This is a genomic window from Enterobacter sp. FUJ80071, from assembly GCF_038739915.1.
GTDB classification, from domain to species: Bacteria; Pseudomonadota; Gammaproteobacteria; order Enterobacterales; family Enterobacteriaceae; genus Enterobacter; species Enterobacter kobei.
The window spans coordinates 4,488,498-4,504,056 of the sequence record NZ_JBBXKH010000001.1; the positions used below are offsets into that span (position 1 = coordinate 4,488,498).

15 protein-coding genes are annotated in these 15,559 nt (G+C 55.3%); 4 read left to right on the forward strand and 11 right to left on the reverse strand.

Going from position 1 to position 15,559, the window contains the following annotated elements:
- The first annotated feature begins 131 nt into the window (after window positions 1–131).
- Both fadB and fadA read left to right on the forward strand, forming a co-directional pair.
- Complete coding sequence (fadB, locus tag AAER43_RS21785; protein WP_057057736.1) at window positions 132–2,321, forward strand: fatty acid oxidation complex subunit alpha FadB; 2,190 nt, start codon at window positions 132–134, stop codon at window positions 2,319–2,321.
- A 9-nt stretch (window positions 2,322–2,330) separates the two neighbouring features.
- Complete coding sequence (gene fadA / locus AAER43_RS21790) at window positions 2,331–3,494, forward strand: acetyl-CoA C-acyltransferase FadA (protein ID WP_008501515.1); 1,164 nt, start codon at window positions 2,331–2,333, stop codon at window positions 3,492–3,494.
- A gap of 182 nt (window positions 3,495–3,676) precedes the next feature.
- Here the strand turns inward: fadA and fre are convergent, their stop codons facing one another.
- Window positions 3,677–4,378, reverse strand: coding sequence for an NAD(P)H-flavin reductase (gene fre, locus AAER43_RS21795; protein ID WP_057057735.1), 702 nt, complete (start codon window positions 4,376–4,378; stop codon window positions 3,677–3,679).
- Between the two features lie 30 nt (window positions 4,379–4,408).
- Window positions 4,409–5,914, reverse strand: a complete 1,506-nt coding sequence (gene ubiD, locus AAER43_RS21800) for a 4-hydroxy-3-polyprenylbenzoate decarboxylase (protein WP_023331547.1) — start codon at window positions 5,912–5,914, stop codon at window positions 4,409–4,411.
- Window positions 5,915–6,084: 170 nt separating this feature from the next.
- Here ubiD and rfaH point away from each other — a divergent pair, with 170 nt between their 5' ends.
- Window positions 6,085–6,576 carry a transcription/translation regulatory transformer protein RfaH gene (gene rfaH / locus AAER43_RS21805; protein ID WP_014885616.1) on the forward strand — a complete coding sequence of 164 codons (492 nt, stop codon included), beginning with the start codon at window positions 6,085–6,087 and terminating at the stop codon, window positions 6,574–6,576.
- Here the strand turns inward: rfaH and tatD are convergent.
- The 9 genes from tatD to udp all read right to left on the reverse strand — a co-directional run bounded on the left by tatD (window position 6,573) and on the right by udp (window position 14,483).
- Window positions 6,573–7,355 (reverse strand): 3'-5' ssDNA/RNA exonuclease TatD, encoded by a 783-nt coding sequence (gene tatD, locus AAER43_RS21810; protein WP_050863003.1) that lies wholly within the window; start codon window positions 7,353–7,355, stop codon window positions 6,573–6,575. The genes rfaH and tatD overlap by 4 nt on opposite strands.
- 41 nt (window positions 7,356–7,396) lie before the next feature.
- On the reverse strand, window positions 7,397–8,167 hold the full coding sequence (gene tatC / locus AAER43_RS21815; RefSeq protein WP_014885618.1) for a Sec-independent protein translocase subunit TatC: 771 nt from the start codon (window positions 8,165–8,167) through the stop codon (window positions 7,397–7,399).
- Between the two features lie 2 nt (window positions 8,168–8,169).
- Complete coding sequence (gene tatB, locus AAER43_RS21820; RefSeq protein ID WP_023331551.1) at window positions 8,170–8,712, reverse strand: Sec-independent protein translocase protein TatB; 543 nt, start codon at window positions 8,710–8,712, stop codon at window positions 8,170–8,172.
- 3 nt (window positions 8,713–8,715) lie between these two features.
- Window positions 8,716–8,970, reverse strand: a complete 255-nt coding sequence (gene tatA / locus AAER43_RS21825) for a Sec-independent protein translocase subunit TatA (RefSeq protein WP_014885620.1) — start codon at window positions 8,968–8,970, stop codon at window positions 8,716–8,718.
- A gap of 76 nt (window positions 8,971–9,046) precedes the next feature.
- The gene (gene ubiB, locus AAER43_RS21830) at window positions 9,047–10,687 is read right to left on the reverse strand and encodes a ubiquinone biosynthesis regulatory protein kinase UbiB (RefSeq protein ID WP_014885621.1); all 1,641 of its coding nucleotides are present in this window, start codon (window positions 10,685–10,687) and stop codon (window positions 9,047–9,049) included.
- Complete coding sequence (gene ubiJ / locus AAER43_RS21835) at window positions 10,684–11,289, reverse strand: ubiquinone biosynthesis protein UbiJ (RefSeq protein ID WP_014885622.1); 606 nt, start codon at window positions 11,287–11,289, stop codon at window positions 10,684–10,686. The genes ubiB and ubiJ overlap by 4 nt, the downstream gene beginning before the upstream one ends.
- Before the next feature lie 13 nt (window positions 11,290–11,302).
- On the reverse strand, window positions 11,303–12,058 hold the full coding sequence (gene ubiE, locus AAER43_RS21840; protein ID WP_014885623.1) for a bifunctional demethylmenaquinone methyltransferase/2-methoxy-6-polyprenyl-1,4-benzoquinol methylase UbiE: 756 nt from the start codon (window positions 12,056–12,058) through the stop codon (window positions 11,303–11,305).
- Between the two features lie 66 nt (window positions 12,059–12,124).
- On the reverse strand, window positions 12,125–13,582 hold the full coding sequence (gene rmuC / locus AAER43_RS21845; protein ID WP_014885624.1) for a DNA recombination protein RmuC: 1,458 nt from the start codon (window positions 13,580–13,582) through the stop codon (window positions 12,125–12,127).
- A gap of 139 nt (window positions 13,583–13,721) precedes the next feature.
- Window positions 13,722–14,483 carry a uridine phosphorylase gene (gene udp, locus AAER43_RS21850; RefSeq protein WP_003860792.1) on the reverse strand — a complete coding sequence of 254 codons (762 nt, stop codon included), beginning with the start codon at window positions 14,481–14,483 and terminating at the stop codon, window positions 13,722–13,724.
- Window positions 14,484–14,738: 255 nt separating this feature from the next.
- On the opposite strand from udp, the gene AAER43_RS21855 reads away from it, so the two are divergent.
- Window positions 14,739–15,542 (forward strand): dienelactone hydrolase family protein, encoded by an 804-nt coding sequence (locus AAER43_RS21855; RefSeq protein WP_047626220.1) that lies wholly within the window; start codon window positions 14,739–14,741, stop codon window positions 15,540–15,542.
- Window positions 15,543–15,559 lie beyond the last annotated feature (17 nt).

The window sequence follows — 15,559 nt, forward strand, 5'->3', positions numbered from 1 at the left end:
CTGCGTGATTTCCACCGACCGTGATCAATGCAGCAATTTCTTAATGAGTAATTTGCATTTTATTAACATAAATCCCACACTCCGTTTCATCTGGTATGACCAGATCCAATTGCTGGATTCAGGAGACTGACATGCTCTACAAAGGCGACACCCTGTACCTCAACTGGCTGGAAGATGGCATTGCCGAACTGGTGTTCGATGCTCCCGGCTCAGTGAACAAGCTTGATACCGCGACCGTGGCCAGTCTTGGCCAGGCGTTGGAAGTACTTGAAAAGCAAACTGAATTAAAAGGGCTGCTGCTGCGCTCAAACAAAGCAGCCTTTATTGTCGGTGCCGATATCACCGAATTCCTTTCCCTGTTCCAGGTGCCTGAAGAACAGTTGAGCCAGTGGCTGCACTTTGCTAACAGCGTCTTTAACCGTCTGGAAGACCTGCCTGTTCCGACTATTTCCGCCGTTAATGGTTACGCATTAGGCGGTGGCTGCGAATGCGTGCTGGCAACCGACTACCGTCTGGCCACGCCGGATCTGCGTATCGGCCTGCCGGAAACCAAACTGGGGATCATGCCGGGCTTTGGCGGATCCGTCCGTATGCCGCGCATGCTGGGTGCTGACAGCGCGCTGGAGATCATCGCCGCCGGTAAAGATGTCGGCGCGGAACAGGCGCAGAAAATCGGCCTGGTGGACGGCGTGGTTAAGCCAGAAAAACTGGTTGAAGGCGCTCTGGCTATTCTGCGTCAGGCCATTAATGGCGATCTCGACTGGAAAGCCAAACGCCAGCCGAAGCTTGAGCCGTTAAAACTCAGCAAGATAGAAGCCACCATGAGCTTCACCATCGCCAAAGGCATGGTGATGCAGACGGCGGGTAAACACTACCCGGCGCCGATCACGGCAGTGAAAACCATTGAAGCGGCCGCCCGTCTGGGCCGTGACGAAGCCCTGAAACTGGAAAATCAGAGCTTCGTCCCGCTGGCGCACACCAACGAAGCCCGCGCGCTGGTTGGCATCTTCCTGAACGATCAGTTCGTGAAAGGCAAAGCTAAACAGCTGACCAAAAACGTTGAGACCCCAAAACACGCGGCGGTACTCGGGGCGGGTATTATGGGTGGCGGCATCGCCTACCAGTCAGCCTGGAAAGGCGTGCCGGTAGTGATGAAAGACATTAACGAGAAATCCCTGACGCTGGGCATGACCGAAGCGGCCAAGCTGCTGAATAAACAGCTGGAGCGCGGCAAAATTGACGGGCTGAAGCTCGCGGGCGTGATCTCTACCATTCAGCCTGTGCTGGAATACAGCGGTTTTGATCGTGTGGACGTGGTCGTTGAGGCGGTCGTAGAGAACCCGAAAGTCAAAAAAGCGGTGCTGGCGGAAACGGAAGACAAAGTTCGTCCGGATACCGTACTGGCCTCTAATACCTCGACTATTCCGATTAGCGAACTGGCGAGCGTACTGAAGCGTCCGGAAAACTTCTGCGGAATGCACTTCTTCAACCCGGTACACCGTATGCCGCTGGTCGAAGTGATCCGAGGGGAAAAAACCTCTGACGAAACCATCGCCAAAGTGGTGGCGTGGGCAAGCAAGATGGGCAAAACGCCGATCGTTGTTAACGACTGCCCGGGCTTCTTCGTCAACCGCGTACTGTTCCCTTACTTCGCCGGTTTCAGCCAGCTGCTGCGCGATGGGGCAGACTTCCGCAAAATCGACAAAGTGATGGAAAAACAGTTCGGCTGGCCGATGGGCCCGGCGTATCTGCTGGACGTGGTCGGTATTGATACCGCCCATCACGCCCAGGCGGTGATGGCGGCAGGCTTCCCGCAGCGCATGCAGAAAGATTATAGCGACGCGATTGACGCCCTGTTCGACGCTAACCGCTTCGGTCAGAAAAACGGCCTGGGCTTCTGGCGCTATAAAGAAGACAGCAAAGGCAAACCGAAGAAAGAAGAGGATGCGGCGGTGGATGGCCTGCTGGCCGACGTATGCCAGTCAAAACGTGACTTCACCGACGATGAGATCATCGCCCGCATGATGATCCCGATGATCAACGAAGTGGTGCGTTGTCTGGAAGAAGGCATTATCGCCAGCCCGGCCGAAGCGGATATGGCGCTGGTATACGGCCTGGGCTTCCCTCCGTTCCACGGCGGCGCGTTCCGCTGGCTGGACACCATCGGCAGCGCCCGCTATCTCGATATGGCTCAGCAGTATCAGCACCTCGGCCCGCTCTATGAAGTGCCTGAAGGGCTGCGCAACAAAGCGCGCCATAACGAACCCTATTACCCAGCAGTTGAGCCAGCCCGTCCGGTTGGCGAGCTGAAAACGGCTTAAGGAGTCACAATGGAAAAGGTTGTCATTGTTGATGCGATTCGCACCCCGATGGGCCGTTCAAAAGGCGGCGCATTCCGTAACGTGCGCGCGGAAGACCTCTCCGCACACCTGATGCGTAGCCTGCTGGCGCGTAATCCGGCGTTGGACCCCGCCGCGCTCGACGATATCTACTGGGGCTGCGTGCAGCAGACCCTGGAGCAGGGCTTCAATATCGCGCGTAATGCGTCACTGCTGGCGGAGATCCCGCATTCGGTTCCGGCCGTCACTGTTAACCGTCTATGCGGTTCGTCCATGCAGGCGCTGCACGATGCGGCACGTATGATCATGACCGGCGATGCTCAGGCCTGCCTGGTGGGCGGTGTGGAGCATATGGGGCACGTCCCGATGAGCCACGGCGTCGATTTCCATCCGGGGATGAGCCGTAACGTGGCAAAAGCTGCGGGAATGATGGGTCTCACCGCGGAGATGCTCTCCCGCCTGCACGGCATTAGCCGTGAAATGCAGGATGCGTTTGCCGCACGTTCCCATGCCCGCGCCTGGGCTGCCACGCAGTCCGGCGCATTTAAAAACGAGATCATCCCTACCGGCGGTCACGATGCGGACGGCGTTCTGAAGCAGTTCAGCTACGACGAAGTGATCCGCCCGGAAACAACGGTGGAAGCACTTTCTACGTTGCGTCCGGCATTTGATCCGGTCACCGGTACGGTCACGGCAGGTACCTCGTCGGCGCTGTCCGACGGAGCAGCGGCGATGCTGGTGATGAGCGAAAGCCGCGCCCGTGAGCTGGGGTTAACCCCACGTGCTCGGGTACGTTCGATGGCTGTCGTGGGCTGCGATCCTTCAATCATGGGTTACGGCCCGGTTCCGGCCTCGAAGCTGGCGCTGAAAAAAGCGGGACTAACCGCCAGCGACATCGATCTGTTCGAGATGAACGAAGCCTTCGCCGCGCAGATCCTGCCGTGCATTAAAGATCTGGGGCTGATGGAACAGATCGACGAGAAAATTAACCTCAACGGCGGCGCGATCGCCCTCGGCCACCCACTCGGTTGCTCCGGGGCGCGTATCAGCACGACGCTGATTAATCTGATGGAGCGCAAAGATGCCCAGTTCGGACTGGCAACAATGTGCATCGGGTTGGGTCAGGGTATCGCGACGGTGTTTGAGAGAGTGTAAATCAGGAAAAGTATCTCAAAGCCAATGACGTCAGAACAAGACGGCAAGCGAGCGAATCCCGATGAGCTTACTCAAGTAAGTGATTCGGGTGAACGAGCGCAGCCAACGCAGTTATGGCGTCATTGGCGAAGAGAGAGAGTTTAGTTGCCGTTCTTCCCGCCTGTCAGGGGCGGGTTTTTTATTTAAATGAAGGCAAACGCATCGCCAAACAGGCGATCTTCACGCGCGTCACGTTCGTTACAGAACAGGTCCCGGGCGATTTTCGCCATCTCGAAACGACCTGCGATATAGATATCGTGTCCTGCCAGCGTGCCGTGATCCTGCAATACCGCCGTCAGCACGGTACCGCTACGCCCACGCCAGCCCTCTTCCGGCTGCTCAACCACCGGCTCAATGCGCAGGTTAGGATGGGTTACGCTCAGCGCTTCCAGCTCAGACAGGTCATACAGATGCTTCTCTTCGCGGCCACCCCAGTAAATGGTGATGTCACGGTCCGGGTTACGTGCCAGAGCGGTCAACAGAATAGAGCGCACATAAGAGAATCCCGTACCGCCAGCGATCAGGATCAGCGGACGATCTTCGTCATCGCGCAGCCACGCTTCGCCGTGAGGGATGTCGACCACAATCTCACGTTCTTTCAGGATGCGGTCCATAACGGTCATCGCGTACAGGTTAAGCTCAGACGCACCAATATGCAGCTCAATAAATTCTTTCTCTGCTGGCGTAGAGGCCATAGAGAAAGGACGCTTATCACGCTCATCCATCACTACCATTAAGTACTGACCAGCGCGGAAAGAGAATGCCGCTTCTGGCACTAAACGGACGCGATATACGGTGTCGGTGATGGCATCTACCGAGGTCACTTTACAGCTTAAGGTTGTCATTCGCTCTCTCTGTCGTGAAGTCTATAGGGCTTAACGGCCTGTTTCAGGTTTACCGTTATTCATTATGGCCAGTTCATCCCAGATCGCGTCAATACGCGCGGTCACGGCAGGATCTTTTTTGATCGGGCGACCCCATTCACGGTCGGTTTCGCCAGGCCATTTATTTGTGGCATCCAGTCCCATTTTTGAGCCAAGACCGGAAACCGGCGAGGCAAAGTCCAGGTAATCTATCGGCGTGTTCTCGACTAACACCGTATCGCGCGCCGGGTCCATTCGCGTGGTAATCGCCCAAATGACGTCATTCCAGTCGCGAGCGTTAACGTCATCATCGCAGACAATAACAAATTTGGTATACATAAACTGGCGCAGGAAAGACCAGACGCCCATCATCACGCGTTTCGCATGACCGGGATACTGCTTCTTCATCGTCACTACCGCCAGGCGATACGAGCACCCTTCAGGGGGCAGGTAAAAATCAACGATTTCCGGGAACTGCTTTTGCAGGATCGGCACAAACACTTCATTCAGCGCCACCCCCAGTACTGCGGGTTCATCCGGTGGACGACCGGTGTAGGTAGAGTGATAAATCGCATCTTCACGCTGCGTAATGTGCGTAACGGTAAACACCGGGAAGTTATCCACTTCGTTGTAATAACCGGTGTGGTCGCCGTAAGGGCCTTCCGGTGCCAGTTCGCCCTGCTCAAGGTAACCTTCCAGCACAATTTCCGCACTGGCCGGAACTTCGAGATCGTTCGAAATACACTTCACGACTTCGGTTTTTGTCCCGCGCAGCAGGCCGGCAAACGCATATTCAGAGAGCGTATCCGGCACGGGTGTGACGGCTCCCAGAATAGTGGCCGGGTCAGCGCCTAAGGCGACAGAGACCGGGAAACGTTCACCCGGATGCGCAGCGCACCACTCCTGGAAATCCAGCGCGCCGCCGCGATGCGACAGCCAGCGCATGATGAGCTTATTCTTACCAATCAACTGCTGGCGGTAAATACCCAGATTTTGCCGTTCTTTATGCGGACCGCGCGTGACGGTCAAACCCCAGGTGATCAGCGGCGCAGCATCTTCAGGCCAGCACTGCATAATGGGAATTTTGGTCAAATCAACCGCATCGCCTTCCAGCACTTTTTGCTGGCACGGCGCACCGCGCAGGCGTTTGGTTGGCATGTTCAGCACCTGCTTAAACTGCGGCAGCTTGTCGAACAGATCGCGGAAGCCTTTCGGTGGCTCTGGCTCTTTCAGAAATGCCAGCAGCTTACCCACTTCACGCAACGCGGTAACATCTTCCTGCCCCATCCCCAATGCGACACGACGCGGTGTACCAAACAGGTTGCACAGCACCGGCATGGAGTAACCTTTCGGATTTTCAAAGAGTAACGCGGGGCCACCGGCACGCAGGGTGCGGTCAGCAATTTCTGTCATTTCCAGATAAGGATCAACAGGAAGTGTAATGCGTTTGAGTTCGCCCTGCTTTTCCAGCAGCGTCAGGAAGTCGCGGAGATCGTGGTATTTCATGCAGTTAGTCATGGCCTCTCTGTAAGCGCTTCATTATACGGCGTAAGCCTGCTTGATGCTGTAATTTTGTTAAATTAGCGTGAACTTATGCGTTCTGTTCCAGGTTCACCCATTATAATCAACTTAGCGATCCCTCCAGGGTTTTGATATGCTTGCGCCCCGAACTAAGGGAAAGAGTGATTATGCAGGCCTGGTATTTACTGTATTGCAAACGCGGGCAACTTCAGCGCGCGCAGGAACATCTTGAACGTCAGTCTGTAAATTGTCTGACACCCGTGATCACGCTTGAAAAAATGCAGCGCGGGAAGCGCACAACCGTCAGTGAGCCGTTATTCCCGAACTACCTGTTCGTGGAGTTCGACCCTGAGGTGATCCACACCACCACCATCAGCGCAACGCGCGGCGTCAGCCACTTCGTTCGTTTTGGCGCCCACCCGGCCACCGTTCCGTCGACGGTCATTCATCAGCTTTCGGTGTATCAACAGCCCGAAGGGATCACCGACCCGGAAACCCCTTACGCGGGTGATAACGTCGTCATTACGGAAGGTGCATTCGAAGGCCTGCAGGCAATTTTCGCCGAGCCGGACGGTGAAGCACGCTCCATGTTGTTGCTCAACCTGCTGAACAAGCAGGTGTTGCAGAGCGTCAAAAATACCGACTTCCGTAAAGTTTAAAAACTGATCCTGAAGAGATGGCGCACGTTGTCATCCGTCTGCGCAGAAAGCCAGTGCGGATCGTCTCCACGCCATCGCGCCACGCGCCCAACAATGTGCCCCAGGTATGCAGGCTCATTTCGCCGCGATGACGGTTTGGGCGTCATATCTCTCGGCAGCAGATAAGGCGCATCGGTCTCAATAAGCAAACGGTCGGCCGGAATCAACGGTAACAGCTCGCGTAGCTCAAGCCCGCGGCGCTCATCACAAACCCAGCCGGTAATGCCGAGAAACAGCCCGCGCGCCAGGCACTCCTGCGCCTCCTGCCTTGAACCGGTGAAGCAGTGCAGCACCGCGCCGGGGAGTTTATCCAGCCAGGGATCCAGAAGCGCGAGAAAACGTTCGTGCGCGTCGCGGCAATGCATAAAGACGGGCATTTCAAGCTCTGCCGCCAGAGCAAGCTGGGCAGTGAATGCCTTTTCCTGTTCGTCAGGCGTGGAGAAGTTGCGGTTAAAATCGAGCCCACACTCGCCAATGGCCACCACCTCAGCGGTTTTCGCCAGCCTGTAAAGGATTTGTGCGCTCTCCTCGGTCCACTGGCTACTGTCATGAGGGTGGATGCCTGCGGTTGACCAGCAGTGTTCATAACGTTGCGCCAGAAGCTGCGCCTGCTCGCTCTCATGAAGGTTAGTTCCGGTCAGCAGGAGTCCTTTAACGCCGGCGTCAAAAGCACGCGCAACAACGTCATCGCGATCTTTTGCAAACTGCGAGCTGGTCAGGTTGAGTCCGATATCAAACATGCGAATCCCCATATAACAACCGCCCTGACGGGCGGCTGGTTTTACTCTTCAGTGGTCTTTTCAGACGCATCGTCTTCATCGTCCGATCGGCGTCCTTTACCCACGTAGAAACGCGAGAAGAATACGCCAACCTCAAAGAGGCAATACATCGGTATGGCCAGTAACGTCTGCGAGAAAACATCCGGCGGCGTGAGCAGCATGCCGACCACAAATGCACCTACCAGGATATACGGACGCTTTTTACGCAGGTCTTCAGGGGTCGTTACCCCAACCCAGCAAAGCAGCACAATGGCGACCGGCACTTCAAATGCCACGCCAAACGCCATAAACAGCGCCATGACGAAGCTGAGATAGCTGGCGATATCTGTCGACACCTGCACCCCTTCCGGCGCGGTGTGCGTCAGGAAGCCAAAGGCCAGCGGGAAGACAACGAAGTAGGCAAACGCCATACCGATATAGAACAGCAACGAGCTGGAGACCAGCAGCGGGATCACCAGTTTACGTTCATGTTTATACAGCGCTGGTGCCACAAACGCCCATACCTGATAAAGGATGACGGGTGCAGACGCAATCAACGACACCCAAAAGGTGAGCTTAATAGGGGTAAAGAACGGTGAGGCAACATCTGTTGCAATCATCGTTGCCCCCAGCGGCATCTGCTTAATCAGCGGTGCAGAGACCACCTGATAGATATCGTTGGCGAAATAGACCAGGCACAGGAATATCACCAGAACCGCAATAATGCAGTTTAACAGGCGCTTACGCAGCTCAATAAGGTGCGTAATAAGCGGTTGAGTATCATCTACTGCCATGGTTACGCTTTATCACTCGACGAGGGGGATGATTCGGAAACAGGCGCGACGGGTTTCGCTTCCGCCACTTTTATCGTGGGGTCTTCCGGCTGCGCCTGTTTTTTCACTTCGGTTTCCTGCGGCGTCTGTTCTGGCGCGGCGGCCTGGTGCTCAGCACTCGCTGGCGTCACGCCCTCACGTTGCGCTTCGCTGTCCTTCACCACCGGGTTATGAATGGTGTTCGCTTCATCGCTCGCTTTTTCAGGATCGTTAACGCTGTAAGAGCGCTTCATGGATTCCGCCGCTTCGCGCAGTTCATCCATTGAGGCTTTCAGTTCCGGCGTCAGGTTATCCATGCTCGCCTTCTCGACCTTTTTCAGGCTTTCCTGAAACTCCTGGAGCTTAAGTTCCTGTGCCAGTTCATTCTGAACGGTCGATGCCAGCGATCTCAGCGCACGCACCCAGCCCACAACGGTTTTCACCGCCACGGGCAGACGCTGCGGACCCAGCACGATCAGGCCAATCACAAAGACTAGCAGCAGCTCACTAAAACCAATGTCGAACACGACTTACACCTGCTCTTTATCGTGGCTTTTGGCGTCTTCTTTTTTGGCTTCTTCTTGCTTATCGGAGATGGATTTTGCAGTAAAATCAGCATCCTGGCTGGCTTTATCCTGCTTGTTCTCATCATCGCTCATTGCTTTCTTGAAGCCTTTGATAGACGCGCCCAGATCGGAACCGATAGAACCGAGCTTTTTAGTGCCAAACAGCAGCACGACGATGACGGCAATAATGACTAATTGCCAGATACTGATACCACCCATACAAATTCCTCAGGAATAGATGATTAATTGGTCAAGTCGCATTATACGTATGCGACCCGTCGATGGCGACGCAAACTCAGCGCGTTTTTCTCCATCCGGCTAGCCAGACAACAACCCCGCCAGCCATCAGCCAGGCGGGCATCATCTGCCAGTCCGGACGATTGATTAGCAGCAACGTACCGCTCAACAGCAGCGTTGCGCCAATCCCAAAGAGATAGCGTGATTGTCCCTGGCGCACGCGACTGGACTGAAGCTCGCGGGCGATTTTATCCATGCTGTGCTGAAGGTTCTTGCTCTGACGCAAACTGTCGTAAACCAGTTCAGGAATTTCGGGCATTTTTTCAATCCAGAACGGGCCTTTCTCTTTCAATGAGCGCACCAGCGCTGGAAAACCTACCTGATCCTTAATCCAGGATTCCAGGAACGGTTTAGCCGTCTTCCACAAGTCTAACTGAGGATAGAGTTGGCGACCTACACCCTCAACGTAAAGTAATGTTTTCTGAAGTAAAACTAATTGCGGCTGAACTTCCATATTAAAGCGGCGAGCCGTATTAAACAGGTTTAACAGCACGTGCCCGAAGGAGATTTCTGCCAGCGGCTTTTCAAAAATCGGCTCGCAGACGGTACGAATAGCAAACTCAAACTCTTCGACGTTGGTGTCCGGCGGAACCCAGCCGGAGTCAACGTGCAGCTCAGCCACCTTACGGTAGTCACGGTTGAAGAACGCGATAAAGTTCTCGGCCAGATAACGCTTATCTTCTTTATTCAGCGACCCCACAATCCCGCAGTCGATACCGATATACTTCGGATCCTCAGGATGCTCGTAGCTCACAAAAATATTGCCCGGGTGCATATCCGCATGGAAAAAGCTGTCGCGGAACACCTGAGTAAAGAAGACCTGAACGCCACGTTCGGCCAGCAGCTTCATGTTCGTTCCCTGCTTCTCCAGCGCCGCCACATCCGAAACCGGAATACCGTAGATGCGCTCCATGACCATCATGTTCTGACTGCAGTAGTCTGAATAGACCTCAGGCACATAAAGCATCGGGCTGTTTTCAAAATTACGACGCAGCTGAATGGCGTTTGCCGACTCGCGCAGCAGGTTAAGCTCATCAATCAGCGTTTTTTCGTATTCCCGCACCACTTCCATCGGGCGCAGACGACGGCCATCAGGTAACAAACGTGGTACCCAGCGCGCCAGACGATAAATCAGCTTCATGTCAGCTTTAATGACCGGCAGGATATCCGGGCGGATCACCTTGATCACCACCTCTTTGCCGTTCTCTTTCAGACGCGCGGTATGCACCTGAGCAATCGACGCCGACGCCAGCGGGGCTATTTCGAAATCGTCAAACCAGGTTTCAACGGGAAGATTACCCATTGCCTCTTCGATCTGTTTCTTCGCCCTCACTCCGTCAAACGGGGCAACACGGTCCTGCAGCATTGCCAGTTCATCGGCAATATGAGGCGGGAAGAGATCGCGGCGGGTTGAGAGCATCTGTCCGAACTTAATCCATACCGGGCCAAGCTCCTGCAGCGCCAGACGCAGACGTTCACCCAGCGGCTGACCTTTATGACGATTAGGCATCCAGAACAACATCCGCCGCCAGATTCTAAGCGGCAGCGTGATACGCATTTTGGGGATAAGCTCATCGAGCCCGTAACTCAAAAAGGTGTGGACGATAAAATAGAGGCGCCGAATTTCACCAGGCGTCATTTGCCCTCCAGTTTTTCCAGCCGTTTGGTTAATGCATCAACCGCACGTTCAACAGCAGCGGTTTCTTCCGCAAACCATGCCACTTCCAGCGGACCGGGGGCCATGCGCCACTCTTCAGTCAGGACTTCTGCGGCATAGCGCTGCTGCCGTTGCAGATTTTTGCGCAAGAACGCCGTGCCGCCATGAATAGCTTTCCCGATCCCTTCAGCGGCGATGTCACCAATAAAAGGCGCGAGCAGTTCTGCCGGGTCAAACTCCGCCAGATCGCTGAGCGCAACGAAGTTTTGTACGACCTGGATGTCGCCCTCCACTTCCAGCTCACCGCTGCGGATAAGCGCCGTCAATTGCTGGCGATCGCGCAGTTTTGGCAGCACGCTCATATGGGTAATGACCGAGCAATCCGCCTCGCCTTCCCACTCACCCAGAACATCGAGCTGGCGTTCGCTGAAGACCAGCACGAGCGGCGTTGAGAACTCTTTTAATACAATGCGCAGGACCTTCCCGTTAAGTCGCTGACGTGCAGCTTTTAGCGCCGGCGCGCGATACAGGAAGGCATTGAGCACATTCTCGATGCCTGCGGTGACTAAGGGTTTAAAGGGCACGGGACACCTCCACTCAGAATTTGTAACCGCGATGCAGCGCAACGACACCCGCCGTCATGTTGAAGTATTCAACGTTCTCAAATTCCGCATCCTGCATCATGGCTTTTAGGGTGTCCTGATCCGGGTGCATGCGAATGGACTCCGCCAGATAGCGGTAGCTCTCCGCGTCGTTCGCCACCAGTTCACCGATACGCGGCAGCACGTGGAAGGAATAGGCGTCGTAGGCTTTGCTCAGCGGCTCAATGATCGGTTTAGAGAACTCGAGCACCAACAGACGTCCACCCGGCTTCAGTACACGGTACATGGAGCGCAGCGCTTTTTCTTTGTCGGTGACGTTACGCAGGCCGAAGGAGATCGTGATGCAGTCAAAGGTATTATCCGGGAATGGCAGCGCTTCGGCGTTTGCCTGCACGTATTCCACATTGCCCACCACGCCGATGTTACGCAACTTTTCGCGTCCCATTTTCAGCATGGAGTCATTGATATCGGCCAGAACAACGCGGCCAGTTTCACCCACCAGACGGGAAAACTTCGCCGTCAGATCGCCTGTTCCACCGGCTAAATCCAGCACGGTTTGTCCACGTCGCACACCGCTGCAGTCAATGGTGAAGCGTTTCCACAAGCGATGAATGCCGAACGACATCAAGTCATTCATCACATCGTACTTCGCCGCCACGGAATGAAATACGTGGGCCACCATGTCAGCTTTCTGCGCTTTGGCGACAGTCTGAAAGCCAAAGTGCGTCGTGTCTTGTGAATCGTCAACCATCTCAGAGCCTGCTAATCAGTCAAATGTTCGTGAAGTGTAACAGATTGGGCGCGTTTGCCCTACGATTCAACCGCCGTGATAGAAACGTGTCGGCGGCTCGTCAGACGATAAATCCGTCGTTAACTCGTTGTCTTCACTGGGGGTCTTTTGCTCATCTGCGCCTTCACGCAGACGGAACTCTTCGTCTTGCGCCGTGGCCTGCTCCACCAGTTCCGGATTAATCTCGCGTTTGACCTCCACCCCCAGGCCGCGGAATGCTTCAGCCTGAGCAAGCAGGTTGCCCCGCCCGGAGGCGAGTTTTTTCATCGCCTGACGGTAGTTATCCTGCGCACGGTCCAGGCTTTGCCCGACTGAGGACATATCGTCCACGAAGAGGCGCATTTTGTCGTACAGCTTGCTGGCACGCTCGGCAATCTTCTGTGCATTGCGGCTCTGGTGCTCATAGCGCCACAGGTTAGCAATGGTACGTAATGCCACCAGCAGGGTGGTGGGGCTCACCAGCATAATATTATTTTTGAGCGCTTCGGTGATCAGTTCGGGCTGTCTGTCGAGGGCCAGCAGGAACGCCGGTTCGACCGGAATAAACATCAGCACATAGTCCAGCGAGCGCAGCCCCGGAAGCTGCTGATAATCTTTTCTGCCCAGCAGTCGGATATGGTTACGCACGGAGGCAATATGCTCCTGCAGCGCCGACTCGCGCGTGTAGTCGTCTTCCGCATTAAAGTAACGCTCATACGCCACCAGCGTCATTTTGGCGTCGATCACCACATCTTTCCCCTGCGGCAGACGCACAATGACGTCTGGCTGCATCCGCGAGCGCGCATCGTTTTCGATACTCACCTGCGTTTCGTATTCATACCCCTCGCGCAGGCCAGAGGCCTCCAGCACGCGGGTGAGCACCACTTCTCCCCAGTTACCCTGGGTTTTGTTATCCCCTTTTAGCGCCCGAGTGAGGTTGACCGCCTCCTGCGCCATTTGCGCATTCAACTGCTGAAGATTACGAATCTCGTGCGCCAGCGTGTGCCGCTCGCGGGCTTCCTGTCCAAAGCTGTCCTGCACCTGACGGCGAAAACCGTCCAGCTGTTCACGCAGCGGCGTCAGCAGGCTGTTCAGACTCTGGCGATTCTGTTCGTCAACGCGGCGGTTGCTGTGTTCGAAAATGCGGTTGGCGAGATTCTCAAACTGCTCGCTGAGGCGCTGCTCGCTGTTAATCATCTGACGGATTTTGTCTTCCGCATGCAGCTGCGTGGATTCGAGGCGGGTAGTCACTTCGCGGAGATCGGCCTCCAGCGACGTGTTGATATCACGCAGGTTGCGCAGTTCGTTATTGAGCAGCTCGCACTCGTCGCGCCAGTGGTCACTTAGCGCAAGCTGTTGCTTTACCGCGCTGAGCTCGGCGACGATCTCTTCGCGCTCCGCCAGCTGATCGGCCTTCTGCTGCGCATGTTGGTAGCTGGAAATCAGCCAGCCTATCGCAACGCCAGCCAGCGCAATCACCGCATAAATCAGGATTGAGATATCCACAATGCCCCCTGCATCAACGTATTACCCGCACAAAATAGAATTGTGCTGTATAAACGTCCAGTTTGAAAGGGTTTTCCTGCGAGGCGCTACGCAAAAAATAAAGGCCGAACGCGTCGGCCTTTGATTTGAGAAGAGAGGGCTAGATCAGGCGACGAGCCGCTTCCACCACAATTTTCACCGCATGACTTTCGGTCTGCTTCATGGTTTCGGCGTTCGGGATCTCCTGCTGAGTACGGTTGACGATAACGCCCGCCACCATACCGGCACGCAGACCCTGGCTTGCACACATGGTCAGCAGCGTCGCGGATTCCATTTCGTAGTTCATTACGCCCATGGACTGCCACTCTTCCATTGAGCCTTTGAAACGGCTCACAACGCGGCCAGAGAAGGTGTCGTAGCGCTCCTGGCCCGGGTAGAAGGTGTCGGAAGAAGCGGTTACGCCAACGTGGGTGGTCGCGCCCACGGACTTCGCGGCTTCAACCAGCGCCGTGGTGCATTCGAAGTCAGCCACTGCCGGGAATTCCATAGGCGCAAAGTGCAGGCTTGCCCCGTCCAGACGAACGGATGCCGTCGTCACCAGTACGTCGCCCACGTTGATGTGCGGCTGAATCGCGCCGGTCGTGCCGATACGCAGGAAAGTACGAATGCCCAGCTGCGCCAGCTCTTCAACAGCAATAGAGGTAGACGGACCGCCGATACCGGTGGAGCACACAATCACCGCTTTGCCATCCAGCTCTGCACGCCAGGTGGTGAATTCACGATGGGCAGCCAGCTTGACCGGCTTATCCATCAGCGCGGCGATCTTTTCCACACGCTCAGGGTCGCCAGGGACGATAGCGAGCGTAGCCCCTTGTAAATCATTTTTAGTGAGGCCGAGATGAAAAACATCAGACTTAGACATAGGTGACTCCTCTGTGGGTCGGTTAGTCAGAAGAAGTAAAACGGTACTTTACAGAAGCAGTAAGCATAATTTCGTGATGCATCTCACCATGAATGAAAATGATTGCAGTGAATTTCCATCAAAAAGTGATTTACATCACATTAACAAGTTATATCGTCAGGTGCTGCACAAAAGATAGACCGTTTAAGGCACTGTGAGTTGTTAACCTGGTGTCTATATTTACCTTTGCGCTAACTCATTGGTACGGAGAATGCCATGACTGAAAAAACCGGTTTTGCACCTGCTGCAGCCCCGCTTGCTTCAACCATCGTTTCAACCTCAGAAGAGGCCATTACGGCGGGAGAGACCTCCATTCCCTCTCAGGGGGAGAATATGCCTGCCTATCACGCACGACCAAAATCGGCAGACGGTCCGCTGCCCATCGTGATTGTGGTTCAGGAGATTTTTGGGGTTCACGAACATATTCGCGACCTCTGCCGTCGCCTGGCACTTGAAGGATATCTGGCCGTTGCGCCAGAACTCTACTTCCGTCAGGGCGATCCGAACGACTATAGCGATATTCCAACGCTGTTCAGCAATCTGGTCAGCAAAGTCCCGGACGCGCAGGTGCTGGCCGATCTCGACCACGTTGCCAGCTGGGCGGCGCGTAACGGCGGCGACCCGCACCGTCTGATGGTCACCGGCTTCTGCTGGGGCGGACGCATTAGCTGGCTGTATGCCGCACACAATCCGCAGCTCAAAGCGGCTGTCGCCTGGTATGGCAAACTGGTGGGCGAGAAAACGCTGAATTCGCCAAAACATCCGGTGGACATCGCCACTGAGCTCAATGCCCCGGTGCTGGGTCTGTATGGCGGCCAGGACACCGGTATTTCGCTTGATTCGGTAGAAACCATGCGCCATGCGCTACGGGCAGCCAATGCCAATGCGGAGATTGTGGTGTATCCGGATGCCGGACATGCGTTTAACGCAGATTACCGTCCGAGTTATCACGCGGAATCGGCGAAAGATGGCTGGCAGAGAATGCTGGCGTGGTTTAGCCAGTACGGCGGGAAGAAATAAACACTTCGCAGCCCCGG

Bases quoted from the DNA above. Each gene is read 5' to 3' on its own strand.
- fadB (WP_057057736.1), top strand. From the start codon at position 132: ATGCTCTACAAAGGCGACACCCTGTACCTCAACTGGCTGGAAGATGGC.
- fre (WP_057057735.1), bottom strand. From the start codon at position 4,378: ATGACAACCTTAAGCTGTAAAGTGACCTCGGTAGATGCCATCACCGAC.
- ubiE (WP_014885623.1), bottom strand. From the start codon at position 12,058: ATGGTTGACGATTCACAAGACACGACGCACTTTGGCTTTCAGACTGTC.
- ubiD (WP_023331547.1), bottom strand. From the start codon at position 5,914: ATGACTAACTGCATGAAATACCACGATCTCCGCGACTTCCTGACGCTG.
- tatD (WP_050863003.1), bottom strand. From the start codon at position 7,355: ATGTTTGATATCGGACTCAACCTGACCAGCTCGCAGTTTGCAAAAGAT.
- rfaH (WP_014885616.1), top strand. From the start codon at position 6,085: ATGCAGGCCTGGTATTTACTGTATTGCAAACGCGGGCAACTTCAGCGC.
- ubiB (WP_014885621.1), bottom strand. From the start codon at position 10,687: ATGACGCCTGGTGAAATTCGGCGCCTCTATTTTATCGTCCACACCTTT.
- udp (WP_003860792.1), bottom strand. From the start codon at position 14,483: ATGTCTAAGTCTGATGTTTTTCATCTCGGCCTCACTAAAAATGATTTA.
- tatA (WP_014885620.1), bottom strand. From the start codon at position 8,970: ATGGGTGGTATCAGTATCTGGCAATTAGTCATTATTGCCGTCATCGTC.
- fadA (WP_008501515.1), top strand. From the start codon at position 2,331: ATGGAAAAGGTTGTCATTGTTGATGCGATTCGCACCCCGATGGGCCGT.
- AAER43_RS21855 (WP_047626220.1), top strand. From the start codon at position 14,739: ATGACTGAAAAAACCGGTTTTGCACCTGCTGCAGCCCCGCTTGCTTCA.
- tatC (WP_014885618.1), bottom strand. From the start codon at position 8,167: ATGGCAGTAGATGATACTCAACCGCTTATTACGCACCTTATTGAGCTG.